32 protein-coding genes are annotated in these 24,019 nt (G+C 64.3%); 21 read left to right on the top strand and 11 right to left on the bottom strand.

The features are described 5' to 3' along the window. Window positions 1-34 precede the first annotated feature (34 nt). Window positions 35-349 (top strand): hypothetical protein, encoded by a 315-nt coding sequence (locus ACWEQQ_RS08250; RefSeq protein ID WP_452347728.1) that lies wholly within the window; start codon window positions 35-37, stop codon window positions 347-349. A 301-nt stretch (window positions 350-650) separates the two neighbouring features. On the opposite strand, the gene ACWEQQ_RS08245 is transcribed toward ACWEQQ_RS08250, so the two are convergent. After that, complete coding sequence (locus tag ACWEQQ_RS08245) at window positions 651-1,307, bottom strand: HAD family hydrolase (RefSeq protein ID WP_452345933.1); 657 nt, start codon at window positions 1,305-1,307, stop codon at window positions 651-653. Window positions 1,308-1,396: 89 nt separating this feature from the next. Here ACWEQQ_RS08245 and ACWEQQ_RS08240 point away from each other — a divergent pair, with 89 nt between their 5' ends. From ACWEQQ_RS08240 to ACWEQQ_RS08215, 6 genes are all read left to right on the top strand, one after another. Further along, window positions 1,397-1,624 (top strand): hypothetical protein, encoded by a 228-nt coding sequence (locus ACWEQQ_RS08240; RefSeq protein WP_452347727.1) that lies wholly within the window; start codon window positions 1,397-1,399, stop codon window positions 1,622-1,624. A 301-nt stretch (window positions 1,625-1,925) separates the two neighbouring features. Then, a complete protein-coding gene (locus ACWEQQ_RS08235) occupies window positions 1,926-2,546 on the top strand; it encodes a gamma carbonic anhydrase family protein (RefSeq protein WP_452347726.1) in 621 nt (206 codons plus the stop codon). A gap of 71 nt (window positions 2,547-2,617) precedes the next feature. Next, entirely contained in the window at window positions 2,618-2,779 is a 162-nt protein-coding gene (locus ACWEQQ_RS08230) for a hypothetical protein (protein WP_452347725.1), read from the top strand. A 1,540-nt stretch (window positions 2,780-4,319) separates the two neighbouring features. Then, window positions 4,320-4,967, top strand: coding sequence for an MspA family porin (locus ACWEQQ_RS08225; protein ID WP_452347724.1), 648 nt, complete (start codon window positions 4,320-4,322; stop codon window positions 4,965-4,967). Between the two features lie 85 nt (window positions 4,968-5,052). Beyond that, window positions 5,053-5,682, top strand: coding sequence for a hypothetical protein (locus ACWEQQ_RS08220; protein WP_452347723.1), 630 nt, complete (start codon window positions 5,053-5,055; stop codon window positions 5,680-5,682). 580 nt (window positions 5,683-6,262) lie between these two features. After that, window positions 6,263-6,493: a hypothetical protein gene (locus tag ACWEQQ_RS08215; protein WP_452347722.1), complete on the top strand. Its 231-nt coding sequence runs from the start codon at window positions 6,263-6,265 to the stop codon at window positions 6,491-6,493. Between the two features lie 63 nt (window positions 6,494-6,556). On the opposite strand, the gene ACWEQQ_RS08210 is transcribed toward ACWEQQ_RS08215, so the two are convergent. Beyond that, complete coding sequence (locus tag ACWEQQ_RS08210) at window positions 6,557-7,225, bottom strand: TetR/AcrR family transcriptional regulator (protein ID WP_452347721.1); 669 nt, start codon at window positions 7,223-7,225, stop codon at window positions 6,557-6,559. A 97-nt stretch (window positions 7,226-7,322) separates the two neighbouring features. On the opposite strand from ACWEQQ_RS08210, the gene ACWEQQ_RS08205 reads away from it, so the two are divergent. The 4 genes from ACWEQQ_RS08205 (at window position 7,323) to ACWEQQ_RS08190 (ending at window position 10,236) form a co-directional block, all read left to right on the top strand. Then, entirely contained in the window at window positions 7,323-7,724 is a 402-nt protein-coding gene (locus tag ACWEQQ_RS08205; protein WP_452347720.1) for a nitroreductase family deazaflavin-dependent oxidoreductase, read from the top strand. Window positions 7,725-8,504: 780 nt separating this feature from the next. Beyond that, window positions 8,505-9,428 carry a helix-turn-helix domain-containing protein gene (locus ACWEQQ_RS08200; protein ID WP_452347719.1) on the top strand — a complete coding sequence of 308 codons (924 nt, stop codon included), beginning with the start codon at window positions 8,505-8,507 and terminating at the stop codon, window positions 9,426-9,428. Between the two features lies 1 nt (window position 9,429). Beyond that, window positions 9,430-9,963 (top strand): dihydrofolate reductase family protein, encoded by a 534-nt coding sequence (locus tag ACWEQQ_RS08195; RefSeq protein ID WP_452347718.1) that lies wholly within the window; start codon window positions 9,430-9,432, stop codon window positions 9,961-9,963. A 9-nt stretch (window positions 9,964-9,972) separates the two neighbouring features. Further along, window positions 9,973-10,236, top strand: coding sequence for an SbtR family transcriptional regulator (locus ACWEQQ_RS08190; protein ID WP_452347944.1), 264 nt, complete (start codon window positions 9,973-9,975; stop codon window positions 10,234-10,236). A gap of 636 nt (window positions 10,237-10,872) precedes the next feature. On the opposite strand, the gene ACWEQQ_RS08185 is transcribed toward ACWEQQ_RS08190, so the two are convergent. The 3 genes from ACWEQQ_RS08185 to ACWEQQ_RS08175 all read right to left on the bottom strand — a co-directional run bounded on the left by ACWEQQ_RS08185 (window position 10,873) and on the right by ACWEQQ_RS08175 (window position 12,439). Continuing rightward, window positions 10,873-11,304, bottom strand: a complete 432-nt coding sequence (locus ACWEQQ_RS08185; RefSeq protein WP_452347717.1) for a hypothetical protein — start codon at window positions 11,302-11,304, stop codon at window positions 10,873-10,875. Between the two features lie 129 nt (window positions 11,305-11,433). Further along, window positions 11,434-11,694 carry a hypothetical protein gene (locus ACWEQQ_RS08180; protein WP_452345946.1) on the bottom strand — a complete coding sequence of 87 codons (261 nt, stop codon included), beginning with the start codon at window positions 11,692-11,694 and terminating at the stop codon, window positions 11,434-11,436. 304 nt (window positions 11,695-11,998) lie between these two features. Continuing rightward, window positions 11,999-12,439, bottom strand: a complete 441-nt coding sequence (locus ACWEQQ_RS08175; RefSeq protein WP_452347716.1) for a TY-Chap domain-containing protein — start codon at window positions 12,437-12,439, stop codon at window positions 11,999-12,001. Window positions 12,440-12,747: 308 nt separating this feature from the next. On the opposite strand from ACWEQQ_RS08175, the gene ACWEQQ_RS08170 reads away from it, so the two are divergent. From ACWEQQ_RS08170 to pip, 3 genes are all read left to right on the top strand, one after another. Next, a complete protein-coding gene (locus tag ACWEQQ_RS08170; RefSeq protein ID WP_452347715.1) occupies window positions 12,748-12,933 on the top strand; it encodes a hypothetical protein in 186 nt (61 codons plus the stop codon). A 526-nt stretch (window positions 12,934-13,459) separates the two neighbouring features. Next, the gene (locus tag ACWEQQ_RS08165) at window positions 13,460-13,639 is read left to right on the top strand and encodes a hypothetical protein (RefSeq protein WP_452347714.1); all 180 of its coding nucleotides are present in this window, start codon (window positions 13,460-13,462) and stop codon (window positions 13,637-13,639) included. A 253-nt stretch (window positions 13,640-13,892) separates the two neighbouring features. Next, window positions 13,893-14,861, top strand: a complete 969-nt coding sequence (gene pip / locus ACWEQQ_RS08160; protein ID WP_452347713.1) for a prolyl aminopeptidase — start codon at window positions 13,893-13,895, stop codon at window positions 14,859-14,861. A 201-nt stretch (window positions 14,862-15,062) separates the two neighbouring features. On the opposite strand, the gene ACWEQQ_RS08155 is transcribed toward pip, so the two are convergent. The 3 genes from ACWEQQ_RS08155 to ACWEQQ_RS08145 form a co-directional block, all read right to left on the bottom strand. After that, the gene (locus ACWEQQ_RS08155; RefSeq protein WP_452347712.1) at window positions 15,063-15,584 is read right to left on the bottom strand and encodes a hypothetical protein; all 522 of its coding nucleotides are present in this window, start codon (window positions 15,582-15,584) and stop codon (window positions 15,063-15,065) included. Window positions 15,585-16,178: 594 nt separating this feature from the next. After that, the gene (locus ACWEQQ_RS08150; protein ID WP_452347711.1) at window positions 16,179-16,625 is read right to left on the bottom strand and encodes a hypothetical protein; all 447 of its coding nucleotides are present in this window, start codon (window positions 16,623-16,625) and stop codon (window positions 16,179-16,181) included. A gap of 495 nt (window positions 16,626-17,120) precedes the next feature. Further along, on the bottom strand, window positions 17,121-17,846 hold the full coding sequence (locus ACWEQQ_RS08145) for a DUF4232 domain-containing protein (RefSeq protein WP_452347710.1): 726 nt from the start codon (window positions 17,844-17,846) through the stop codon (window positions 17,121-17,123). Between the two features lie 398 nt (window positions 17,847-18,244). Here ACWEQQ_RS08145 and ACWEQQ_RS08140 point away from each other — a divergent pair, with 398 nt between their 5' ends. The 3 genes from ACWEQQ_RS08140 (at window position 18,245) to ACWEQQ_RS08130 (ending at window position 19,746) form a co-directional block, all read left to right on the top strand. Then, window positions 18,245-18,661 carry a nuclear transport factor 2 family protein gene (locus tag ACWEQQ_RS08140; RefSeq protein WP_452346467.1) on the top strand — a complete coding sequence of 139 codons (417 nt, stop codon included), beginning with the start codon at window positions 18,245-18,247 and terminating at the stop codon, window positions 18,659-18,661. Window positions 18,662-18,943: 282 nt separating this feature from the next. Continuing rightward, the gene (locus ACWEQQ_RS08135) at window positions 18,944-19,291 is read left to right on the top strand and encodes a GntR family transcriptional regulator (protein WP_452347709.1); all 348 of its coding nucleotides are present in this window, start codon (window positions 18,944-18,946) and stop codon (window positions 19,289-19,291) included. Beyond that, window positions 19,291-19,746 (top strand): hypothetical protein, encoded by a 456-nt coding sequence (locus ACWEQQ_RS08130; RefSeq protein ID WP_452347708.1) that lies wholly within the window; start codon window positions 19,291-19,293, stop codon window positions 19,744-19,746. Before ACWEQQ_RS08135 ends, ACWEQQ_RS08130 begins: the two co-directional genes overlap by 1 nt. Before the next feature lie 499 nt (window positions 19,747-20,245). Here ACWEQQ_RS08130 and ACWEQQ_RS08125 read toward each other — a convergent pair whose 3' ends face one another. Then, window positions 20,246-20,836 carry a hypothetical protein gene (locus ACWEQQ_RS08125; protein ID WP_452347707.1) on the bottom strand — a complete coding sequence of 197 codons (591 nt, stop codon included), beginning with the start codon at window positions 20,834-20,836 and terminating at the stop codon, window positions 20,246-20,248. A 407-nt stretch (window positions 20,837-21,243) separates the two neighbouring features. Between ACWEQQ_RS08125 and ACWEQQ_RS08120 the strand changes: the two genes are divergently transcribed. The 4 genes from ACWEQQ_RS08120 to ACWEQQ_RS08105 all read left to right on the top strand — a co-directional run bounded on the left by ACWEQQ_RS08120 (window position 21,244) and on the right by ACWEQQ_RS08105 (window position 22,592). Next, a complete protein-coding gene (locus ACWEQQ_RS08120; protein ID WP_452347706.1) occupies window positions 21,244-21,546 on the top strand; it encodes a hypothetical protein in 303 nt (100 codons plus the stop codon). 193 nt (window positions 21,547-21,739) lie between these two features. Then, a complete protein-coding gene (locus ACWEQQ_RS08115) occupies window positions 21,740-21,931 on the top strand; it encodes a hypothetical protein (protein ID WP_452347705.1) in 192 nt (63 codons plus the stop codon). Between the two features lie 17 nt (window positions 21,932-21,948). Beyond that, on the top strand, window positions 21,949-22,149 hold the full coding sequence (locus ACWEQQ_RS08110; protein WP_452347704.1) for a hypothetical protein: 201 nt from the start codon (window positions 21,949-21,951) through the stop codon (window positions 22,147-22,149). Between the two features lie 83 nt (window positions 22,150-22,232). Continuing rightward, window positions 22,233-22,592 carry a DUF732 domain-containing protein gene (locus ACWEQQ_RS08105; protein ID WP_452347703.1) on the top strand — a complete coding sequence of 120 codons (360 nt, stop codon included), beginning with the start codon at window positions 22,233-22,235 and terminating at the stop codon, window positions 22,590-22,592. Window positions 22,593-22,873: 281 nt separating this feature from the next. On the opposite strand, the gene ACWEQQ_RS08100 is transcribed toward ACWEQQ_RS08105, so the two are convergent. Next, window positions 22,874-23,206, bottom strand: coding sequence for a hypothetical protein (locus ACWEQQ_RS08100; RefSeq protein ID WP_452347702.1), 333 nt, complete (start codon window positions 23,204-23,206; stop codon window positions 22,874-22,876). Window positions 23,207-23,656: 450 nt separating this feature from the next. Continuing rightward, window positions 23,657-24,019, bottom strand: a 363-nt coding sequence (locus ACWEQQ_RS08095; RefSeq protein WP_452347701.1) for a sterol desaturase family protein, incomplete at its 5' end; no start/stop codon positions are given.

The following is a 24,019-nucleotide window of genomic DNA, read 5'->3' as shown; positions in this document are numbered from 1 at the left end:
GTGCCCTCAAAATCGGAAGCATGATCGTTTCATCATGGCCGTGAAGGCGTATCGTCCGTCTGGCAAGTTGTCACGAGCAAAGGTTGCCAAAATGACCCGCACGCCGATGAAAATAGCTGCAGTAGCGATGATTTCGGCCGGAATCGGACTTTCCGCCCTGGGTACGGCCGCGGCGGGTCCGTTGCCGGAAGTCGCTCCGATCGTGGACACCGGGAGTTTCCAACAGGCCACGCAGGAGCCGGGGTACATCGGATCGGTGGCGGTGACGCTGTGCGAATTGACTGGCGGCCGCATGCACCCCACTATGGGTGGCGGCGGCTACTGCAACGGCGGCCTATTGGGATACTAGGCGATTCGCGCGCGAATCACTATGCCCCCAGTTTGATTCGGTCCCACCGTCCTGCGGCGGACCGAACCCGACGGGTTCCCGCTACGTCGGCGAGCAGAGCGCAAGATCGACAAAGCAAATGCGGCCACATCCGCACATGCCGCATACCGAGCTGACCGAACCGGCCAGCGCGTGTGTCGGAAGATCAACTGGCCGTGCCGATCCGAGGCCGGCGGAACGTCCGCAACTGCCGAATGGCGCGTGTCGAACCGCAGGGCCGGTAGGCAGCCGACGTGACTGATCGGTACTGAGGAGAATCCCGCTATCGCGGTGACGCGTCGGGGGATAGCAGCGCGTCGATCGCCGCTCTGGTGTCGTGTGCCTGACGGGTCGGGACAGGCAGATCTGCATTCCACGTGCGTCCGTGGCTTATCCAGCAGGTCCGCATTCCTGCGCGGTGTCCACCGGCGACGTCGAGTTCGGGGTCATCGCCGATCATCCATCCCTGCTCGACGGCATCGGCACCGATCTGGCGAGCGGCGAGCTCGAAGATGCGGACATCCGGCTTGCGTAAGCCGACCTCACCTGAAATGCAGTAGCCGTCAACGTGTTCAGCGAGCCCGGTGCGTTCGAGCTTGCCGAGCTGATTGTCCAGTGCACCGTTGGAGACGATGCCGACGATCCATCCACCGCCGCGCAGCAGCGCGAGGCCCTCCAGCACTCCCGGCCGCGGTCGCACGAGTTCGGGCATTCTGTGCCGGTACCGCTGCCACAGCAGCTCAACTGGTTCGGCCAGCCTGAAATGTGCTCTGATCTCATTGAACATTCGCTCCTTCGGCCCCGGCCACATCTTCGGAGCGGCTTGCAGCCAGCCCACCGCACCGTCTGGCAGCCGATGCTCTTCGGCGAACTCGAATACCCACAGGCCGAATGCTCCGGTCTGATCCACGAGCGTGTCATCCAGGTCGAACAATGCCATCGGATGTCTCAAATCAGCTCCTTCCCGAACGCACCGTAATGCCTATCGCCCTGACCGAACCCGCCAGCGCGAGGCGCGGGAGACATGCGGTGTCGGCGCAGAAGTCGTGGCACTCAGATGTAGACGTTGCGACCGTACTCGCCGTGCGGCAGTGTGAAATCGTCCGGTCGTTCCGGGCGCAGACGGTTATAACGCAGCCCGAACTCATCGATGGCCTCGTGGATACTGCAGTCCGTTTCGGTCCTGATGGCGCGGAGAGCCTGAACCACCTTCTCAGCGACGATCAGTCGTTCACCGAGGTCTCGTCATTCACGTGAGCAGTGTGTCGGTGCGCTGCGGGATCGGCAACCGGATTCCGACACAGCCCCGCTATGAGAGGCCGCGGCCGATGCAGCGAACATACTCAATTGCCGCATACCGCGCTGACCGAACCGGCCAGCGCGGTACCTCGGAAGATCAATGGGCCGAGGGCATCTCGGACGGCTGCCCGACCGCCGACAGTGCACGGTATGCCGATTACAGGCTCAAGCCCTGCTTCAATGCCGAATTCTGACGCCCTGAGACGTTGTGAGAGGCTCCGAAAAGGGACCGGGGCCGCCCGGGGGAACAGGAGTGGGTATGCCCAGCTATGAGATTGACGGAGTTATACCGGTTGTAGCCGCCGACGCGTTCGTGCACCCGTCGGCAGTGCTGATCGGAGACGTCGTGGTCGAAACTGGCTGCTACATCGGCCCGGTGGCCAGCGTCCGAGGCGACTTCGGCCCGATCGTCATCGGTGCGGGATCCAATGTTCAGGATGGCTGTGTGCTGCATTCGTTTCCGGGGCGAGAGTTGTTGCTGGAGGCCGAATCTCACATCGGGCACGGTGCGGTACTGCACGGTTGCGTGATCGAGTCGGGGGCGATGGTCGGCATGAACGCAGTCGTGATGGATGGCGCACGGGTGGGGGCACGCGCGCTCGTGGGCGCCGGGAGCATGGTTCGGGCGGACACGACGATCCCCGCAGAGCATCTCGCGGTGGGTAATCCGGTGACCGAGACCCGGCCGTTGGATGAGCAGACGTTGCGGTGGAAGGCAAACGGCGTCAAGGTCTATCAGGAATTGGCCAAGAGGTCGTTGGCTTCGATGCGGGAGACCGCACCACTGGCCGAAATTCCGATCGACCGGCCGCGACTCGGCACCGGCCGAGACGTGTCGACTCCCTTGCACGAATTGCGCCGCAGTGATGGCAGTAGCTAGTCGTCGAGAAAGGTTGCAGGGGAGCGACGGCGGCGGTCTACAGTGACCGAGAAGACATCGGGGCGAGAGTAGTGGCCGGCAGGATCGAAGTTCTGTCGTTCCTGGGCTACCCGGGCGGGATCGATATCGGCGATCACGAGGCGTTCCGCACCGCTCACCGGCTCGACCAGCCCGGCGCCATCGGGTCCGGCGATCGCGGAGCCGCCGTCATGACCGGCCGGTTTGCCTTGTGAGATCAGCATGTCTCGCAGCGGGAAGTCCTCAGGCACATCGCCTTAGTCGAGCACGGCTGCGGGCGGCCAGGGAGTAGACCCGACCTTCCAGTGCGACGAATCGGGTGATGTCTCGGGTGTTTCGGACCGATCCGGGCCAGGTGGAGATATGGAGGGTTTCCCCGTCGGCATACAGGGCGTGGCGGGCTTGGGGCATCCAGTTCTCCCAGCACGACAGGCCGGTAGGCTGGCGCAACTGTCTTGGGTTCGAGGCGCTGATGCGGTTGGTCCGCGGCGGCCGAATCTGATTGCGCCTCATACCCTGCGAGCTATGTCGATGCTCAGACCTAGAGTATCGGTGGGGGAAGCACCGGCGGTGGGGGATTCACCGGCGGTGGGGGATGCAGCGGCGGTGTTGTGGTGGTTGTCGGAGGCGGCGTATGCGTCGCCTCCGGACCGTCGAAAGTGCGGACCAGGATGCCAGCACGACCCCGGGAGTCCGGGCTGATATCCGCGCAGGTGCCAAGGTTGCCCCCGCGCAGCTCGCCAGAGAAACTGCTGGGTACTTGTGGGAGTTCGACGGTCGGCGTATTCGCCGACGCACCGAACGCGATCACTGTCGCGGCTGCAAGGGATCCGAGCATGACGGTGGTAGTCCGGAGAATTTTCGGCGGATGCACTGACCGGCTGCGGTGACCGCCACCGTGTTTGTATTGTCCAGCCGTCCGGGTGACGTGGCGGGCAGTCAGCTCGTGCCGATGTATCAGCTCATGCTGGTGTGCGGGGTCCTGTGACCAGGAGTCACGGTCGCGAGATGTCGTCACTGTGTTCTCTGCGGCGATTTCGGGACTCGCCCAGCACAGGCAGTGGCCGAGCGCTCTGGTGGCCGAGCGCTCTGGTGCTGTCGACCGTTGCCGGTGGGGTATGACCGGCGCAATCATGAGCAGCTCCTGATGCGTGAACCGACGCAACCCGCGCGGTATCGACCTGTTGATTGTCTCCCGGCACGATGCCCCGGAAACAGGGCAATTCGGCTCCTCCGTACAGAGCAGAAAAGGCGTCACTTGCAGGGCCGGAGGCCTTTCCGAACTGAATGGCGGCGCCAGTGCTCAACTGACTACCCCTCGGGGGCGAGGTGTCCCTCGTTGGCCTGGTCGGGCGCGACCGAGTCGTACGAACCGCCGTGGCTCGGTTGAGGGTGCGATGGCCCGTCCGTCGCGCGTCGGCCATGCGCCGACGTGCCGGTCACCGCTCCGGATCGAGGACGTGCCGGCGCGGCTGGGATCCACTGGCCCTGACGCTCGGATCCGCTGGCCCTTGACCCTCCACCGATCGATATCTGTGTCCCGGTCGCCGCCCACTCGGGCGGGAGGGAGGCGGCTTCGGCGTCGATGTCCGTCGGGATCGACGCGGATCGACGCCGGGTGCCCTGGTCGACACGCCTGGCCGTGACATCGCCTGGCTGGTGGCGCCGTTTAGGCTTGCCGAACGGTATCCCTCCCATGTGGATTTGTTCGTGTGCTGTCGAGTTGCCTATCGTCGCGAACCGGAAGGCTCAGGCATGCGAGGTTCGTTCACCGGCGCTGTGGCCGCTGCGGTCGCGGCAAATCTGGCTGGGCTGGGCATGTGGGCCGGTGGCGCCGGCCTCGGCCGCGCCCAGCCGCCCGGTGCGGAGGTCTCCGGTGGGGGAGTCCATCTGACGGCGTCGGTCGGCAGCATCGAGGCGAACCCGCCCGGTGACCGGACACCGAACTTCCTGATGACGTTCTCGCATGCCGCGCAGATGTCCGGCGATTACTCGGTCACCGTCGACGGCGGCCAGATCACCTCCGGTGAGGCGGTCGCGGGATTCATCCTCGGCTGCGGGATCAGTGTGGACGGCGGCTTCGGTGTCGAGATCGGCACCGATCAACGGCTGGGCGCGAGAATTCCCGGTCGGGTGATCAGGCCCGGTGTCATCGGGAATCTGGGCGTGGGCGAAGGCGTGTTCGCGAACTTGGGACCCGGCCAGGTCACTATCGCCAGAACCGAGACGGCCCGCCTGGATGCCACCACGACCTTCCCGCATCGCATCGCGTTCAACAATGCCGCGCTCAATATCGCCCAATGCGCCTCGCCGGTATCGGCCGTCCCTTTCATCACCACCACGGTGAGCACCGCTGAGCGGCTGGTGCAGACCACCGCCTACGGCGACCAGTTCACCTTCTGAAACGGTGGCACGGTCGAGTTGAAATCCTTTGCACCACAACGTTTCTTGCTGAACAGGCAATGCTCGCACGAAGGAGAGGTAGGACATGATGCCCGCTATCCCCGAGCCGGCCGAAACCTGGAAGTTCGATGCCGGTGAGGCGCGGTTGTATCCGGCCGACGGCGCTGATCTCGTCGATCCGTTCATCATCGCCGCCGGTTCCATCCATAACCGGCCCACCGACCTCGACGTTCTCCTCGAGGATGTCGCCAACGAGGAGTACTCGCTGCTTGCGGCCCTGCACGCGGCTGGTTACGACGTCATCTTGGTCGGATACAACAACGGTGCGGCCGATCTCGAGACCAACTCCTCGGTGATCACCGAAACGATCACCCTCGCCAACGATGTACGCAGTTCCGAACACTCGCTCACCGTCGGTGGTCTCGGGCGCGGCGCGCTGCTTGCCCGCTACGCGCTCGCGAAGTCGGAAACCGAACGCGTCGATACTCGGACCGGGTTCTACGTGTCCTGGAACGGGACACCGCACCGGAGCGAGGAAGGCGCGTTGATGGAACGCGTGGGCTGGTGGCCCCGGATTCCGGTGAAAATCAAAGTGCGCTCCCAGGCCGAGGTCGATTGGTTCGGCAACGGTGAGTTCGATCGTGAACGCATCGACGACAGCGACGAGGTGATGACACAAAGTCTGGGCAATTGGCTCATCAACACGATCAGCTGATCCCGGGCTATCCCCAGCAACAGCACCGACCGCAGCGCTTCACGGTCCGATGCTGCTCACCCCGAGTGGATCGAAGAGGGTGCGCACGAACCGAGGGTGGCGTATCTCGACGTGGCAGACCTCCTCACCGCGGGCGCAACCGGCTACCAGACCGCTCGATGGTCCGACGCCATTGTGCCAGCGGATTGCTCGCATCGATCGTTTTCGAACACTCAACGACATGGTCGGACGGGATGGGGGAGCCGGTAACGACCTCATCATCCCTCGGCCACGATCGGGCACCGACCGATTGAGAAGGCCGACCTGTTGGTATGCGCTGAGGTGTCGGCGCAGCACACAACCCCCTGACCCCGCTGAGCCGATACGAGGGTCTCGCCTAACGTGCGCTACCGCGCCGCTGGGGCGAGACCCTCGTCCTTCCGATGTGGTCAGCGTGGGATGTGCCACCTCCGGACATCCGCGCCTCGATGGCGTCGTGCTCGGCGCGGATGACGGCGCAGATATCTCCGAATTAGCTACATGGTCGCGATCGCGGTGCAGAATGCCGGAGGGAACCGGCCCGACCGGTCGGTGAACCTTCATGGGTGAAATGACCGATCTGATGGGATCGACCGCGCACGAGTTGCTCGCGCAGATCCTCGCGCGCTACGGCAGCATCGACGCCTTCCTCGCCCGTCTGCACGCTCTGCTGGACATACCCACAGCCGTGCGCCCTGACGCGGTGGCACCCTCGGCCGGTGGCCGGCACCGGCTCGCAGAGCCCCAGGGCACAGTGCCGATGACTACCGGAACCTCTGCCTCGCCTACGTGACTGAATCCTGTCAGGAAATCCTGACATGAATGGTTGGGTGTGGTGCCAGCCCACGCCGTCAGGTCAGCGGGGACCCTGCCCGGGGCTGCGGCGAGCTTCGAGCGCATCGAGGATCAGATCCAGGCCGTAGGTGAACTCGCCCGTATGGTCGTAGCCCGGTCGCAGGGCGTGATCGGTGATCAGCTCGCGCAGGTGTGGGTACCGATCCGCGGGCAGGCGCTCGAGGATGTCGCTCGCCACGTCCTCGACATCGGCAGGGGTCGCGGCGGGCAGATTCGCTTCCTGCAGAACATAACCGCCGATGTAGCTGTCGATGACGGAGACGGCATGCGAGGCGTCGGCGAGAGTGAACCCGGCCGCTTTCAGGACTCCGAGTACCGCATCGTGGTGATGGAGCGTGGCTGGTCCGGGGTTGCGGCGGGAGTCCATCAGCCCCAGCGCCCAGCGGTGCTGCGACAACACCTGCCGGGCGGAATGGGCGCGTACCCGAATTGCGTCCCGCCAGTCCGCCCGGCCGGTATCAGGTAGGTCGATCGCTGCGAACACCGCATCCACCACACCGTCGAGGATGGCCTCCTTGTTCGGGACGTGGTGATACAGCGACATCGCCTCCACTCCAAGTTCCTGGGCCACCCGCCGCATCGAGATCGATTCCGCGCCACCGCGATCCGCGACCCGGATGGCGGCATCCAGCACCCGTTCCCGGCTGAGCGGTTGCGATCCTCGTGGCACTGCGGCTCCCGGTTCGAAGGGTATTGACAGGCTTACGCCCGTAAGCCTACCTTACGGCTGTAAGTCAACCTTACGCCCGTAAGAGAAGGAGAATCCGATGCCGATGCCGAGATGGTGGGGGCACGTCAACAAGCGGCTGTTCAATCCGCGCGCGATCGCGAACGGGAAGTGGCCGGTGCTGACGCACATCGGCCGCACCTCGGGCACGACCTACCGCACCCCGCTCGACGCCCATCCCGTCCCGGGCGGGTATCTGTTCGTGCTGGTCTACGGCTCGCGCGCGGACTGGGTGCGCAATGTCCTGGCGGCCGGTGGCGCATCCCTGCGGATCGGCGGCCGCGACGTGGAACTCGCCGCCCCCCGTATCGTCGGGGAGACCGAGGCATTCCAGGCGCTGCCCGCGGATGCCGCACGCCCGCCGAAGCTGTTCCGCATCACCGAATTCCTGCGAATGGACCTCGGCAACACGGTGACCTTCAGCTCCGAATCCGCTCGCTGATCCGCGTAGGTACCGGTCCGGTCCGGGTTCTCGCTGCACACCGCCGGATCGTCGCACCCGGCTGCCAGCGCGTCGTGTCACGCACCGCGGTCAGCTCGGCGAGCGGGCCTCGCCCCGGCTCGCGCCGCCAACCTATCGAGCACTTCGGTGCGCGCCTCGGGGACCCTGATCTCCATCCACACCGAACCCGCTGGGCCGCTACCGAATTCGAAGGCCACGCCGACCCGGCGTTCTGGCCGGCGCGGTCAGAGCGGCATGCGGCTCCTCCGTGAAGTGCGTGGTGCCGGAGAAGGTGGCCTCCGTGAAGTCCGTAGGGACAGGATGTTCTGCGGGCCAGCACTTTCGAATCATGATCGGTGATCACGACCATCTGTTTGCGGTCGGCCAGGTCGATCCCGACGAACGCATTGCCAGTCGGGACCAAGGCGCGCAGCCGGTTCAGGCGCGCGTTACGGTTGCGATCACCCCGGGACAAGCCATTACCGTTGTTCATGGAACGTCCTCCTGCTGCGACGGGACACCAAGCCCTACAAGCGCATCAGGAGGACGTTCCCCACGTCCAGACACCCGACGCACAGAACGTCTTTCTATGCCGCACACCGCGCTGACCGAACCGGCCAGTGAAAGGCAGGCGAAGGTCAACTGGCCCTGCTGATCCGTCGCTGGCGGAACGCATCATTTGCAGTGTGAGTACGGCCTGAACCCGTATGCCGAGGTGGAGTCGGAGGCTGAGCAAGATCGGTCAAGCGGGTCTCGGGGCCGCGTTGGCAGACTCGTCGTGTGGCCAAGACCGGACGAGATCGACTACGCGAACTGCTCGACGCGGTGCTGGACGAGAACAACACCACGCTCGGTGCGATGGCGGCTGATGCGTTCGTTTCGCCGTTCCATTTCACCCGACAGTTCTCGCGCGGTATCGGCGAGCCGCCGGTGGCGCTGAAGCGGCGGGTGCTGCTGGAGCGGGCGGCGTGGGAGCTGTCGACGGGTAAGTCGGTGACCGACGTCGCGTTCGCGGCCGGGTACGACTCGGTGGAGGGTTTCAGCCGCGCGTTCAACGCCGCGTTCGGGCATCCGCCGAGCCTGACTCCCGCGGACGAGCGCCGACGGTGGTTGCCCACGAGCAATGGCATCCACTTTCACCCGCCCATGTCGCTGTGGGTGACGAGTGCGCCGAAAGAACAGGCCGTGCTGGATCCCACGACCCTGCTGATCCATCACGATATCGACGACACTCGCGAACTCCTCAGTATGGCAGCGCAACTCGACGAATCGCAGTACCGGCGGGTGCGATTTCCGGGCCTGCTGGTGGAGTCGTTCCGGGGCCCTGAGGAATCCATTGCCACCGTGCTCACCCATCTCATCGAGTCGAAGGAGGTGTGGCTGGCCGCGATCGACGGCGAGGACATCCCGACGGCCGCCGAAGACGCCCTCCCGGAATTGGTGAAACGCCATGAGCGCGTAGCGGTTCGGTGGCTGGATACCATCCGTGATCTCACCCGGCGTTGCGGGTGGGACGACACCCTGATCGATGCGCTGTGCGAGCCGCCGCAGAGCTTCGTCATCGGCAGCGTGATCGCCCACATCCTCAGCTACTCCACCCACCGCAGGTATCTCGTACGGCATTGGCTGCGAACCGAGTTATCCATCGCCGGAACCGAAATCGGAGACGGCGATCCCATCGAATGGCTACACCAGAGAGGATGACGTGACCTTCAAGACCGTCTACCACACCGCTACCAGTCTGGACGGATTCCTGGCGACCCCCGACCACAACCTGGATTGGCTGCTGTCTCGGCAGGTCGACTGGGACGGCCCGCTGGGACTGAACCGGTTCGCGGCTGGTGCGGGCGCGATCGCCATGGGCTCGAGCACCTATCAATGGATCAATGAGAATTCCACCGAGCCCTGGCCTTACAACATGCCGACCTGGGTGTTCACCCATCGCGAGTTCCCGGCCTTCGACGACGACCGCGACGTCCGATTGACCTCGAAGCCGGTGGAGGTCGTACACGAGGAGATGGCCGCGGCCGCCGACGGCAAAGACCTCTGGCTGATGGGCGGCGGCGAGCTGGTCGGCCAATTCGCCGATCAGGGCCTGCTGGACGAAATCATCGTCTCCATCGCCCCCGTCACGCTGGGCGCGGGCGCACCCCTGCTCCCCCGCCGCCTCGAACTGAAGACCATGGAAGTCGCTCATAACGGCGAATTCGCCTGCGTGCGTTACTCGGTCGTGCGCTGACGCCCCACCATCCCATTCATCGCGGTAAGGATTTCGGAATATGGCATACAAATTGTCGCGCAACGTGATTCGTGGCGCGTTCGGGAGTTCAATCGATCGTTCGAAGACGTTCTCGCACAGGCGAGAAAGGCAGGGACGGTAAGAGCGGACGTCGACGGCACCGACGTGCTCGATCTGCTCATCGGAACCGCGACAGCGGTCCGCCGCGCTCAACCACGCGGCTCCGCGAACCAGCTGATCACACTCGTGCTCGACGGGCTCCATACCCGATAACCGACCACCACGCAGTATCGACGGATCGCGCACTTGCAGCGAGTCCGCTCGAACTTACTGGGCTATTGAGCGATGCCCCGCGCAATCTGATGAACGCACTATTCTGCCGCTGGTCGCGCTGACCGAGCCGGCCAGCGTGGGCGCCAGAAGATCAAGTACCCGTGTCCGTCCGAGACCGGCCGAACGCACCATATTGCCGAATGTGGTGTGGTTCAGAGCGAGTATGACTGCTGTTCGGCTCGTGGTCTGGCGGCTCGGGTCACGGGCGGAAGCTCGAACGTCGAGCACCGCCAGCGTCTTTGCGGACTCGCTCGCAGTGCAGTGAGCGGCACTGTATCAGCGATCGTCGAGTTGCATCGGTGATGTGCGTCAGCGTTCAACGGCCTGGACCATCTCGCGGCCGAGGTAGTCGAGGTATCGGCCGATCTCGGTCAGGCGGCGACCGGCAGGGGTTGTTGCGCCGAGGATTTCGGCACCGAGGCGGGCTGCCTTGACCTTTTCATCGGAGGCGCGGGCAAGGTTTCGAAACCGCGCTCATCGACGATGACATCATCGAAATGCGTTCGGTGCTCCCTCGGTGACAGGCCTGGTCGTGGACTGATCTGAACCGACGCCGCTCGACTGTGCCCGTTCGGTTCAGAGACCCAGCTGGCTCAGCAGCGGACCGATGATCGGCAGGGAATCGGCGCTGCCCGTGCCGCCGCCGGTGGTCGAATTGCAGTTCTGTCCAGCGGGCGCCTGGTCGACCACAGTGATTTCCTGAGGACCGATGATGCCCCCGCCGCCGGCCTGAATGCCTCGCCACCACACGGTGTGGGTGCCGCTGGTGGTGGGGGTCCAGGAAGCCGTGGCGTTCTGGCCGTGCTGGATGGGCTGCTCGGTGCCGATCATGGTTGCGGTGTTCAAGTTCTTGCCGTCAAGGAAGTAATAGGACGAGATACCGGTCTGAATCCTCGATGCCGGCACGGTGAGTGTGTACGTCTGGTTGACGCACTGGACCGTACCCGAAACCTGGATCCAGTCGTCGGCGGCGGCCGTCGAGGCCATCGACACCGTGGTCGCGGCCAAGACCGCTATGCCGGCGGCGCACGAGCCCAGACGCGTCAGGCTTTGATACTTCAAATCGCACTCCTTGTTCTGGATGTTCTCACCAAATGTGTTGTTGCGCTGGGAAGATCGGTTCGTCGTTCGGCAGAGTCACGGCATCAGATTGCAAGATTGACCCGACATGAGGCCCAGGGGGCACAGCAGAAGCACTCGCAGTATCGCGAGTTCCGATGAACTGACCGACCCAGTTGCCGCTGAACCGGAATCGTCGCCGGTGGCGATGGCGGCCGCGCTGGACTGCTCAGGGTCGAGAACGACAGGTGCGGCCTGCGCGGTGCCGACGGCGAGCACGCCAGCAATAAGACAGCTGACCAGTACTTGTGGGAGTTGACTTCGCAGAACCGATTTCATCGCCGTCTCCTTCGGATTGCGCTGCGTAGAACTCTAGGTGGAGTCCGTCTCACAGGACTGCCGCGAATTCTGGGGGCCCGCAATCACGTAACGAGCTCGATCGACCGTCGGATAACCAACCCCGTCGGGCCGTGGCCGGCTCGCCTGCCACGGTGTTCTCGACGCAATCCCCAGAAGTATGAGCGTCCACGCCCGTACGCGATGCCGAATCGGGGCAACCGCCGAACCACCATGCCGCGCAGCGAATCCCATCCAATCGCGGAGTTCGAGTGCCGACTGGCACGCGGCGGTGAGGGTCGGGTGCTTACTGCTTGGCGATCCCCAGCAAAGGAAGATCCAGCGGCCGGTTGCCGGCGCGGGCATTCCACGCTGTGTACACCAACCGATCGGGGCTGGGAACGTGGAACGCGTCTCGCAGGCCAACTATCACCATGGCGGCCAACTCTCGACCGGCCACCGGCTGCACCGCCCGAGGCACCTGGAACCACCAGTTATCCCAGTCGATGTCAGGAGGATGCCAGCCCGCGCGCAGTGCGAGCTGGTGCCCGGGATTGTGCAGCCCGGGGTTACGGTCCAGGTCGGCGTATGCGCCGAGTTCGGCGTGCAGCATGTCTTCGAACTGAGCGAATTGGGCGAAGCCGGGCTGAGTGTCGGGTTCGTCGGTATCGATCAGAAGGATCGCCCCGTCGGGGAGGATGGCGAACTGGTAAGCGAGTCTACGGGCGAATTCGTCCCAGCTGGTCACAGGAGCCCCTTGTCCAGCCATTCCGGCCGTCTCGTCCCCGATGGCAAACAGCGTGTTGGCTTGACGTCCAGCGTCGGCATCGAATCTCCGATACATCGCGAGTTGTCATGTGCCGCAAAGACTACGAGCCTCCACTGACACTCTGCGCCTGGCCGACCTAGCGATTCCGACGAGGCTCGTGCTTGCCTGTCGCAGATCGGGAAGTTGTCGTCGCAGATCCGGTAGCCCCGAATCTGTTGGCGCACTTAACCTTTCTCGACCGGCTGCACTCGGGGCAAACCCGATGGCTGGAGAGGGAGGGCGACGCAATGACTACCAAGACCGCCGAATCCGGCGACGACACCGCCGTTCGCACCGCACGTCAGCTCGACGAGGCTGCCCTGCTTCTCGAGAACGGCGACGTCTACGCCGCGGAGGCTCTGATCATGTCCATGTCGCCCGGTGACATGACCGGTGCCATTACTGTCACCGAGTTGTTGACTCGGCCGTCGTAGCCGCCGGCCTTTACCTGGTTAGACACCGCAGCCATCCAGTCCTGCGCGGGCTGGAGCGCGGTGACGAAGTCAGTCGACATCGACCAACCTCGGATAACGGGCGAGATTCGAGGCGGCCAGGTACCCGAATCGAACCGGCCACGCCCGGCTGGAACCGGGTTCCGCCATGGCTCACACTGGCGCCGGAGAGGGCGCCGGTGCCGACCAACATGGTGGTGGCGGCGCTGAACCAGCCTGAGCCACAGCCCAGTTGGGTCAACCGGCGGCAGGCCGTGCACAAGACGGTATTTCGAACCCACCGGTTGAGTGGTAGCGGTGTCGAAGCGGTCGAGACGGCTCCGCTCGGCGCGGTCACGTCGACGGCGAAGATCGAAGCCGACCATTCCGGCCAGGATACCGGCGAGGACCTTTTGCGGCTTCCGCTCCTTCCTCCGCTCAGCTGCTCGTACCGGCAGTGTCCTGTCGTGCCGCGACCCGGGCGGGTTCGAACCGGCCATGGCTGCTGCCTGCGATCAATGAGACCGTGGTGTCCACCGAGGACGCGGTCGAGGTCGGTCTTGTACTGCGGTTCGAGACGGGCACGCTCTCCGTCGACCCGACGGCTGAGGAACTCGAAGGTCCCGAGATCGCGATGCTTCGCGGGTTCAACGACAACAGTTGGGACGTGTGGCGCCCAGGAGAGTACACATTCATCGAACTCCAGTGACAGATGCAGCACCGCCGGCGCGGCACCGCACGCCGAAAGCATTGTCATGCCGCATGGCGCGCTGACCGAATCGGCCAGCGCGGGCGCCGCCGGCGGCCGGAACCTGGTGCGGTGCAGGACATCCGCAACAGCTGATGTGCGGATCCCGCTGGACCAGGTCCATTCCCGTAATACGTTCCGTACGTTGGTGCCACGGCCAGGTCAACGCCCGCGCCGCCGTCGATGCTGCGTGCCTCCGCTAACCTTGGCAAACGTGCCGGCGTCCTTTCCCTCGATCGATCCGTACGCCGGCGGTCTGCTCGAGGTCGGCGACCGAAACCAGGTGTACTGGTGCACCAGCGGCAACCCTGCGGGCCGACCGGCGCTGGTGGTACATGGCGGACCGGGCAGCGGGAGCAGCCCGCGAGCGCGGAAGTCGTTCGATCCGAACGTCTTCCGGATCGTGCAGTTCGATCAGCGCGGTTGCGGACGCAGCATTCCGAGCGCCGCCGATCCGGACACCGACATGGCGGTGAACACCACCGAGCACCTGATCGCCGATATGGAGCGGCTGCGCACCCACCTCGGCATCGACCGCTGGCTGCTTTACGGCGGGTCCTGGGGCTCGACGCTCATCCTCGCCTACGCCGAGCGGTACCCGGAGCGGGTCACCGGGATCGTGCTGGTCGGCGTCACCAGCACCCGCCGCCGCGAGATCGACTGGCTGTACCGGGGTGTCGCGCGGCTGCTGCCCGCCGAATGGGCGCGGTTCCGGGCCGCGCTGCCCAGCGACGGTGACCCGGTCGAGGGCTACCGGCAGTTGATGGAACACCCGGACCCGGTGGTACGCCGCAGCGCCGCGATCGAGTGGTGTCGCTGGGAGGATGCGGTCATCGCGCACGAATCCCTGGGCAGCCCAGGGCAGTACAGCAGCAAGCCGGATACCGCCATGCTCGCCTTCGTCCGGATCTGCACGCACTACTTCGCGCACGCGGCGTGGCTCGACGAAGGCGTACTGCTGCGCGAAGCCGGTCGGCTCGCCGGGATCCCCGGCGAATTGATTCACGGCCGCCTCGATCTCAGCGCCCCGCTCGAAACCGCGTGGGAACTCGCCAAAGTCTGGCCGGATGCCCGCCTTCGCATCATCGACGACTCCGGTCACACCGGCAGCCCCGCCATGAGCGAGGCGGTCGCCCGCGCCATCGCCCGTTTCGCACAGTCTGATACCAATCGGATCAGCTAGACGGCGGCAAGCGGAGGCGACGACGGGCACCCGCCGTGGTAGGCGTCCTCAATCATCGAGCTATGGGGAACATCCGCTCATGTCTGCGGGCTCAGGCGGTCAGCGCGTGGTGTCGGAAGATCAACTGGCCGTGCCGATCCGAGGCTGGCGGAACCTCCGCAGCCGCCGATGACAGCGCCCGGTCCGGATGCTGTAGTCGGTCTACCAGCGGACCATGGGTAGGGGCCGGATGGGGTGTGCCAGTGCGTAGGTGGCGGCTCGGTGGGCGAGGAACATGTGAAATCCGAGGTAAGGTAGCTGTGCGACAACGGATTTGACGTCGGCGCGTGTCAATGGGTGATAGACGAGTCCGCGGCTGGCGTCGATGCGGTCGGCGACACGGAATGTTTCGGACAGTCGATCGTTGGTGCCGCGCAGTCGATGATGATCGAGCACCATCCGCCGGGTTCTCTCGACATCGTCGATTCCGAACTCTGCGGCGTGTTGTGTAACCAACTGCGCCGAGGGTTCGAGGTAGTCCCAGGTTCCAGCCGTCCATATGCCCAGATCATGTACGGCCCATGCCAATGCTGCGGTGTCGGGCACTGGTTCGCCCAGTAGCAACTGCTGGTAGTTGAGGCTGCGCAGTACGTGATTTCGATATTTCGGTAACTCGTCACCCAGCTCACGGTGATACCGGTCGAGTACTGCGTCCACTACTGGATGGGAAGTGTGAATCTGCATATCTCGCCCCCGCGTATGCCGAATCGAATGTGATTCAGACACTACACAGATGTTGGGAGTTCGGTCGTCACCGAGTGCCGAACACGGCCCGATCCCGCGATCACGCCACTCGCACCGAACCCGCCTGGCCCACTTCACGATCCGGCCGAAACTGTAGTCCGCAGTGCCGACATCCGACCCAGCCGGCTCACCGCCATGCCCGGCCGTGGTCAAGGCGAGTGGGCTCTATGCCGCAATCCACGCGCCCCGGCCGAGCAGCATATTGTCGATGAGCGTGCGAGGGGTCATCGGCCCGATCTGCCATTGCCGGCCGGGTATTCCATGGATGTCGCTGCCGACTCCTGCCGCATCCGCGCTGACCGATGCGGCCAGCGCGGGGCGGTGGAAGATCAACCGGCTGCGGCCATCCGAGGACGGCCGAACGCACCGCGATGCCGATGACCGAGCAGTATCGACTGACAACGTCGGTGGATGTCAGCGACCACGAACTGTACGTAGTCGGGATACTGCCGGCCCAGACAGAATCGAAAGCGGCTGTTCTTGCCGCCCTGCCCGCGTAAAGGGTCAAATGATCAGGCTGCCGCGTAATCCGGTCTAGGTGGTCGTGGTGCCGGACCAGCCGAAGTCGAAGCTGTGTCCCTTCGAATTGCACAGGATCCCGCCGCGCCCGCCACCACTGCACGTGGCGCCCGCGTAGGTGATGGTCGAGCCGTATCCGTTGCCCTGCGGGAGGGTGTTGGCATCGGAACGACCGTATGGACCGAACACGCCGAAGGTCGGGTGCGCGGGCAGGAACGGCACATCGATGGCGAGATCGGTCACCGGAATCATGTTCAGCCACCTGGCGATGCCGGACGCGATGTCACAACCCGTCGTGCCATCCGACTTGATCGAACACTGTGCGGGACCCACATTGAAGTAGACGGTGTCACCGATCATGTAGTCGTTCGGATTCACCGCATCCGCATTGGCGGTACCCGCACAGGCCATCGAAATCGCTGCTGCGGCCACGGCCATACCAGCGAAGGCGCGCATTCTCATTCGTTCTCCCCTCTGAGTTCGGTCCGACCAGATCTCGGACACTGCACGTTCCCTTGAAGTAGCGAGTTTTCTTGAGCCAGTTAACGATACGATCAGACGGCACAAAATCGAAGCAATCGGTGAAACCACCATCGGACTGCCCTCGAGAGATCGATCCTGACGATCGGTTCGCGCCGGAACCGGTCCCCGCGGCCTGCTCCTGGCTAGCCGAACGACCCGGTTCGGAACGCATTGTATGCACCTTCTCCGCCGCAGAGTGCGCGGTTCGAAACGGCCATGGGCTCAATGTCATGGGCCCTGGTCGCAGACCATTGACTGCCGCATAGCACTTCACGACCGTCAACCCCTTTACTCTCGCCGAGCTGTGGAGTGGACGTGGCGAATGTGCCCGAGGAAACCGACGTGGCCGGGATCATCGATACATGCGGTTCTTCCGCGGCCGGCCCTGTGCACCACAGTGATTCCTGGGCGCCGGACGGCGGGGAGTTGCTCGGGCTACGGGGTGATGGGGTGGATGACGACCGAGCAGGGGTACATGCTGCCGGTCTCCACCGGTTGGGTGGCGGTCATGTCGGGTGGGGTGACGTTGAGGGTGTGGGATACCGGGCAGGGGCGGCCGTTATCGGTGGTGGTGCTTTCGACGATGGCGTGGGCGGGCTGCCCCGGCTTGATCGTCACCTGCTGTGGGGTCAAGAAGCTGTGGTCGGGGTTCTGACCCCAGACGGCGCTGTACAGGGAGCGCCGGGCGTGCACCCAGTTGTTGCCCGGGGCCCACATGTCGACGCCGGGGTAGCCGACCATCCAGCACGAGGTGTCGCCGGTGGTTTCGAAGATCAGCGCGGTGCCGGCGTAGTTCTGGTTCAGGGCTGCCAGGTTTTCGGCGCGGACATGGATCTGACCGTTCGTGCATTCCGTGATGGGCGCGACCGTCGGCGTCGGCGCCGGGGTCCCGGTCGAACCATCGCCCGCAACCGGACTACCTCCGCCGGATGGCTGCCCGCCGCCGGAATCCGGCGAGCCCCCCGGCCCCGGCGAAGCAGGCGCACCGCTGGGTGCCGGCGTCCCACCCGAACCCGTCGGACCGCCGGTCGGAACCGAGTTCGACACGGTGACCGGACCCGGCGAAACCGTCAGTGACCCATTTCCGTTCGCGGTGCACCCAGCGGTCACCGCCACCAACACGCCGGCCAACACTGCCACACCCGCGGTAGTTCGCTTCATGATCCGATCACTCCCTCGTTCGCGCCGTATCCCGTTGCGCTGCAAACCGATCGGCGACACTGCTGCAACGATTGATATATCTGCGCGACCGCCCCGAGTGTTAGCGAACAAGAATGTTCCCAATTGTCGATGCGGCGTATACGCCCGGGTTGGAGGGAGGCTCTCCGCTGCCGGCGGTTACGGCGAGCCCGCCTCGACTACCTACCGGCCGTGTGCGGTCATTGCGCATACCGCGCTGACCGAACAGGCCAGTGCGGGGCATCGGAAGATCAACGGGCAGAGCGCCGTACGACCGCCTGCCTTGCGCGCTCGTGCCGAGTTTGGTGCATCACGCAAACTCGGCGCACCCGACGTTTGATGACTACACTGCGTAGTAGACAGGTTGGCGAGGGGGTTGGGTGGAAGACGATGTGATCGCTCGATTCTGTGCGGCAACCACGACGGGCGACGTCGATGCTGTGATCGGCACGTTGGCGGCGGACGCAGAACTGGTGTCGCCGCTGGCCGGTCACGCGGTCTTTCGTGGCCATGATGATCTGCGTGTGGTGTTCTCGATTCTGCTGCCTGCCTTGACTGGATTTACCTGGTATCACGTGGTCAGGGGTGACAGCACCGCCGTCGCAGTGGCCGAAGCGCGCGTCCTGGGTGTGCGGATCGGGGACGCGATGATGATCGAACAGGACACCGACGGCCGCATACGACGCCTGACGCCACACGTTCGTCCCTGGTTGGGACTGACGCTGTTGGCGGTCGTCCTCGGCCCCAAGCTCGTTCGACATCCTGCGGTGGTCCGGCGAGCCTTCGCGCACGCTTGAACCCAACCGGATGGAACTTGCCTCGTTTCAACGGTGCCGCGCCCAGGTTCGTCCTGCGTCGAACGCACTATCCTGCCGCATACCGCGCTGACCGAACCGGCCAGTGCGGCGCGGCGGAAGACCAACTGGCCGTGCCGATCCTAGGCAGGCGGAACGTCCGCTCATGCCGATTACGTTGCGTCCGCCCGTGATCGATTCTTCGGTGTGGATCGTGGGGTCGGGGAGGTTGGATCTTCGCGCAGCAGGATGCAGTGTCCAAATAGTGCTAGTTTCATTGGCACCATGTTGTGGCACATTGATCAGACCTCCAGGGCGACGCTGCAGGAGCAGATCGCGGCGTGTGTTCGGCGTGCGGTAACCACCGGGGAGTTGGCGATCAACGAACAGCTCCCGCCGGCAACGGAATTGGCGGAAGCCCTCTCCGTCGATCGCAATACTGTCCTGGCCGCGTATCGGCAGCTCCGAGCCGAACGGGTCGTGGATTTCCGCCGAGGCCGTGGAGTACGAGTCACCGCTAGCGCGCCTGCTTCGGCGCCTGTGGAACAGGCCGCGCGTCAGCTGATCGAGACCGCACTCGCCAACGGGTACAGCAAGGCCGAGGTGCTCGGCTTGATCGAGGAGTTGATGTAATGCCCGCCGCGTCGGTCTACACCTGCCGCGTCACCAACTGGGCGATGCTGGTCCTCAGCATCCCCGTTGTGACTCTGTGGACCTACATTTCCGTGTGGGATCCCGAACTCGACAACCTTCTGAGCGCCGCGGTCTGGATCATCGTGCTTGTGACCGCGGTGATGCTATCGACCCAGCGAATCAGCGCGGGCTCTACCGGCCTGACCGTGAACTTCGGCCCGTTCGGCTTCCCGCGTGTCACCCTTGCTCGGACCGCCATTGCCCATGCGGAGATCATCGACCTACCAGGTGGCCCATGGAGCACGACAGGCGTGACCTGGCGACCGAAATACGGATGGCTGCTGGCCCTGAACACCGGCCCCGCATTGCGTTTGCGCTCGACCAGCGGTCGCCGCTTCACTGTCTCGATGAGAGATCCTGCTGCAGCGCTGTGCGCAATGGGCATCGCACCGTAGCAATGTGATAGCCCGGCCGAAGTCGATCGAAACTGACGGCCGAAGATCAACGTGCAGAGCGTCATACGGTCGTCACTCGTACGCGCTATCGCCGCATACCGCGCTCACCGAACCGGCCAGCGCGGGGCACCGGCGGCCGGAATCTGGTGCGGTGTAGAACGTCCCCTTACTAGCCGATTTCCGTGCAATGGGCCTCATCGTGCAAAGTCCCATGGAGGTCATCAGTTTTCCGACGGTGGCTCGGCCTGATTGCAGGTTCAGGCCCACTCGAAGCCGGGCCCGTTTGCTGGACCACAGACGCTCACCCGGCACGCCGAGTGTCCGCTCCCTGCGGCTTCTCACGCTGGAAGAAGCGGCGTATCAAGGGTGAGCGGATGCCCACTGGTCTTGCCCATGTGGAGGCCTGATGTGTCCGAGTGGAGCGCAGACCGGACGATTGTGGCCGACGCGCCAGCCCGCAGGGAATTCGCCGAAGCTTGGTGGGCCGCCGGAGGACGGGTCAGAAGCCTTGGGGGTTCATCGGGTAGGTGCCGGGACCGTACGGCATGTAGGACGGGGTGGGGCGGAAGTAGGCACTGGATTGCTTGATCCACAAAAGGATTACGGTGGCAAGGCCCGCCAGCCAGGTCAGGACGTCGAGAAGAGGCGAGAACGTGTCGCTGCGTGACATGGTCACCGTAACCAGCATGCTGAGCGTGTACAGACCGAACAAGACGGCACCGGTGATGCGCGCCCAGTTCTTTCCGGCACGGTTCGCGATGGCCATCCAGATCCACAGCCCAACGGAGATCAAGGCGATCACAATGCCGACCACGAAGGAGACAGTGACAATCGAATCGACCTGGCTGTGGGTGAGATTCCCTCTGGCGTGGGCGGTTGCCTTCGCGCGTGCGTGCGACAACTGAGTGAAGCTGTACAGCAGACCGATCAGGGTGAGCACCGCACCGGCCAGCATCAGATAGAAGGCGTAGGTCACAGTCCTCGGCGGCGTCTCCTTGCCGGTCGTGGGTCCGCCGGGATAGGTCTGCCCCGCCCCGAACGGCTCGTATGTGTACTGACCCGGGTGGGGCGGAAACTGATCGCTCGTCATCTCGGCTCTCTCTCGAATGCTCGGACCAACCCGGGCGCTTCATCTCATCACCGATGGATCGCCGAAGCTCATCGGCTTGCGACGCGCAAGACATGACCCACGGCGCGTAAGGGGAAGCATCAAGGACTCGAACCTGCTGATCAATCGGATCTGCGGAAATCGCGCCACCGTGACCCGTGGCCCAAAGCACGAACGGCAGTGGTGTCGTCGATTCACAGACGAACGTCCGCTCCTGCCGCATACCGCGCTGACCGGACCGGCCAGCGCAAGGTGCCGACTGCCGGAACCTGGTGCGGTGCAGAACGTCCGCTATGCCGCGACCTGGGTGGTTTCAGGCCGGTCGTATTCGGTCCACGTTCGACTGGGCTGGCGGTGGGCTGTCGGTGATCGAGGTTAGGGTCGGTAACGTGTCTGTGAATATCGATGTCTCCCTGACGATTCGAGGGTTGAGGGACGAACGCGAACGCGCTGGCGTGACCGCGTTGCTGACCGACGTACTCGACAAGGAGAGCATGGGTGATGCCGTGTTCATCACTCTGACCGAAGATGGTGATGACCTGCGCGTCCAAGCGGATTCTGACCATCCCGTCGTGTTCAGCCGGTTCTTTCTTTGGCGAGAGGAATTCGAGCAGAAGCTCACCCGCAGGGTCGCCGCGCTGGTGCCACACGCTGAAGTCTTTTGCGGCTGGGGGTACCCCGATGAAATCTGACGAAGAACTTGGCGCTCCCTGGGCCGACACGTTGCCCGCGCAGGCACCAGTGGTGTTCCGAAACCTGGAGGTGACCGTCGGCGGTAGAAGACTGACAACGCTGACCCGCGACCATCTGCACTACTAGTTGAGCAAACTGCGTTACATACCCACCGGGCCATTCATCACGATGCAAAGGGCTGGACAGGCTCCCATGATCCAGATCTACCGCGCCAGCGACACCGAATACGACCTCGAAGTACACCCCAGAACTGGCGAGGGCGAGTATCGATACCTGTGCACGACTGTGACGGACGTGAACGAGGTCGAGCAGCTGCTGTGGGACTGGCTGGAGAACCGATGGGAACGACTCGACGCGATCAATTGGGAACACTGCACCTTGTGACAGCCTTGGGATAGGCGGTGCCGACGAACATCGGCTATCCGTTATTGCAGCGTGCCGCACGGTTTGAAGCGAGCTACACCGCAGCCCCAAAGATCAACGTGCCGAGATCATCTCGGCCGACCGAACGCACTATTCTGCCGCTGAGCGCGCTGACCGAACCGGCCGACGAGGTTGCCGGCGACCCGCCACGTGGGGTCCAGTGGCGTAACGCGAATTGACGCCCGGCGGAGTTCGGCGACCCTCATTTACGATCTTCGTGGCGACCACCGGGTCGCGCAGTTGTCCCACGATTGGAATCGTCTTGCTCTTCTCGAAGATCGCTACAGGGCTCGCCGCCGCGGCCGCTGCTGTTCTGTTCGCCGCCCCCGCCTCAGCATTGCCGTCGTCAGAGCTTCGGCCGGTCGCGGGCCCCCACAACTACGGCCCGTTACAGGACGCGTATTTTGGGTTCCTGCTCATCCAGCGGGATGGCATTCAGGTACTTCCCGACATCATCTCGGATTTCCCAGGCATTTCCGAAGGTGGCCATGCCGTCTGCGATCTGCTCGCGGACGGCCTATCGAAGCACAGTCTGGCCGAGTTCCTGAGCGAAGAGCCAGGCGAGTTCGGCTCGGCGATGGCCTTCGTGAACGCCGCCGAGACTGCCTATTGCCCCGGCTGATGCCGGTGCATGGCTGGCCCGCCCTGAACGTTCGCCTCGTCCTCGCTGGCTCTCGCGACGCACCCTATTGCCGCATACCGCGCTGACCGAACCGGCCAGCGCGGCGTGGCGGAAGATCAACTGGCCGTGGCGATCCGAGTCCGGCCGAACGCACCATAATGCCGAATATCGCGCACTGGCACGTCGCTCATGCCTGGCTACACGCAGAAGACGGCGATGCGCTTCTAATGCTTTCCACAGCGGCTTCTTTCGTCTCCTCCGATCCCGCTGAACTGGCCCTGTCACGGCGTGGGATGGATTCGATCCGGTGGTGGGAAGTGATCGGGTGTGTCGTCGGTCAGTGAGTAATACTCGAGGCCGGTTAGCTTTCCTTCCTGAACGAACAGGAGGATTCCTCCGTCGTCGGTCACGGCCTCTATAACCGGATTGGCTACGTTCGGAGCGGTGGGTGCGCTCGGGTCGACCATGAGGTCGATAGTGGGGCAGCCGCAGCGGCACTTCCCGACGACCTTGGCCGTGAGCACCTGTGCTCGCAGTTCGACAGCGCCCGGGAAATCTCCCTCCAGCATGGCGCACAGAGCGTCCTGCTCGTTAACGGTCAGTTCTCGTTCCACGGCTCAAGTGTGGTGGATGGAGTCTGGACGTCCAGCGCGATCGACCGGACGGTCGGCCATCGGTCGTGATCGCGACCCTACGGCGCGGTGCGAAGAACGTCCGCAACTGCCGCATACCGCGCTGACCGAGCCGGCCAGCGCCGGGGCATCGGAAGATCAACTGGCCCCGGGCATCTCGGGCGGCTGACCAACCGCCGGCAGTGCATGGTGATGGCACCCCTACTTAGCTCGTTCGGGTTCGGCACGGTTGACCCCGACGGCTCCCCAGGACCGTGCGGATTCGGGATGGCGGAACGGCCGCCACTGGAGTTCGGGGGCGGAAACTACCGGAGCCTCGAGCATGATCAGTACTCGAGGTAATGGGCCAGTAGTCTGGTCAGGGCTTCGTCGACGGTGTTGCCGGGTCCGCCGCGCAGGACCGTGTTGTGGGCGCAGGTCGAACTGTGTTCGTCACTGCGTGTGTGTGGTGATTGCGGACCTGATCGGCGCGGTGGGCGGGCCGAAGGCCGCGCGCAACACCGTGCGCATGTTGTGTGCTCGGCCGATGTCGGTGAGCATGGCGAGGAATTCGTGGAAGTTCGTGGTGATCGGGTTGAACGTTGCGATGTTCCTGGTCAGTCCGTAGACGACGGGGTCCGATTCGTGTGCGTAGCTGCCGAACGCGCGGTCCCAGACGATCAGGATGCCACCGTAGTTCTTGTCCAGGTACGGGTTGTTGGAGCCGTGGTGCACGCGGTGATGTGACGGGGTGTTGAACAGGTATTCGATCGGTGCCGGGAGCATGCCGATGCGTCGGGTGTGCAGCGGCCACTG

The sequence above is a fragment of the Nocardia sp. NPDC004123 genome, assembly GCF_053603795.1.
This window is presented reverse-complemented; position numbering and strand designations above follow the sequence as displayed.

What these genes read in the sequence shown, in the direction of transcription:
- ACWEQQ_RS08250 (WP_452347728.1), top strand. Translation starts at nt 35, where the DNA reads ATGGCCGTGAAGGCGTATCGTCCGTCTGGCAAGTTGTCACGAGCAAAG.
- ACWEQQ_RS08245 (WP_452345933.1), bottom strand. Translation starts at nt 1,307, where the DNA reads ATGGCATTGTTCGACCTGGATGACACGCTCGTGGATCAGACCGGAGCA.
- ACWEQQ_RS08235 (WP_452347726.1), top strand. Translation starts at nt 1,926, where the DNA reads ATGCCCAGCTATGAGATTGACGGAGTTATACCGGTTGTAGCCGCCGAC.
- ACWEQQ_RS08225 (WP_452347724.1), top strand. Translation starts at nt 4,320, where the DNA reads ATGCGAGGTTCGTTCACCGGCGCTGTGGCCGCTGCGGTCGCGGCAAAT.
- ACWEQQ_RS08220 (WP_452347723.1), top strand. Translation starts at nt 5,053, where the DNA reads ATGATGCCCGCTATCCCCGAGCCGGCCGAAACCTGGAAGTTCGATGCC.
- ACWEQQ_RS08215 (WP_452347722.1), top strand. Translation starts at nt 6,263, where the DNA reads ATGGGTGAAATGACCGATCTGATGGGATCGACCGCGCACGAGTTGCTC.
- ACWEQQ_RS08205 (WP_452347720.1), top strand. Translation starts at nt 7,323, where the DNA reads ATGCCGATGCCGAGATGGTGGGGGCACGTCAACAAGCGGCTGTTCAAT.
- ACWEQQ_RS08180 (WP_452345946.1), bottom strand. Translation starts at nt 11,694, where the DNA reads ATGAAATCGGTTCTGCGAAGTCAACTCCCACAAGTACTGGTCAGCTGT.
- ACWEQQ_RS08170 (WP_452347715.1), top strand. Translation starts at nt 12,748, where the DNA reads ATGACTACCAAGACCGCCGAATCCGGCGACGACACCGCCGTTCGCACC.
- ACWEQQ_RS08155 (WP_452347712.1), bottom strand. Translation starts at nt 15,584, where the DNA reads ATGCAGATTCACACTTCCCATCCAGTAGTGGACGCAGTACTCGACCGG.
- ACWEQQ_RS08150 (WP_452347711.1), bottom strand. Translation starts at nt 16,625, where the DNA reads ATGAGAATGCGCGCCTTCGCTGGTATGGCCGTGGCCGCAGCAGCGATT.
- ACWEQQ_RS08145 (WP_452347710.1), bottom strand. Translation starts at nt 17,846, where the DNA reads ATGAAGCGAACTACCGCGGGTGTGGCAGTGTTGGCCGGCGTGTTGGTG.
- ACWEQQ_RS08135 (WP_452347709.1), top strand. Translation starts at nt 18,944, where the DNA reads ATGTTGTGGCACATTGATCAGACCTCCAGGGCGACGCTGCAGGAGCAG.
- ACWEQQ_RS08130 (WP_452347708.1), top strand. Translation starts at nt 19,291, where the DNA reads ATGCCCGCCGCGTCGGTCTACACCTGCCGCGTCACCAACTGGGCGATG.
- ACWEQQ_RS08125 (WP_452347707.1), bottom strand. Translation starts at nt 20,836, where the DNA reads ATGACGAGCGATCAGTTTCCGCCCCACCCGGGTCAGTACACATACGAG.
- ACWEQQ_RS08115 (WP_452347705.1), top strand. Translation starts at nt 21,740, where the DNA reads ATGATCCAGATCTACCGCGCCAGCGACACCGAATACGACCTCGAAGTA.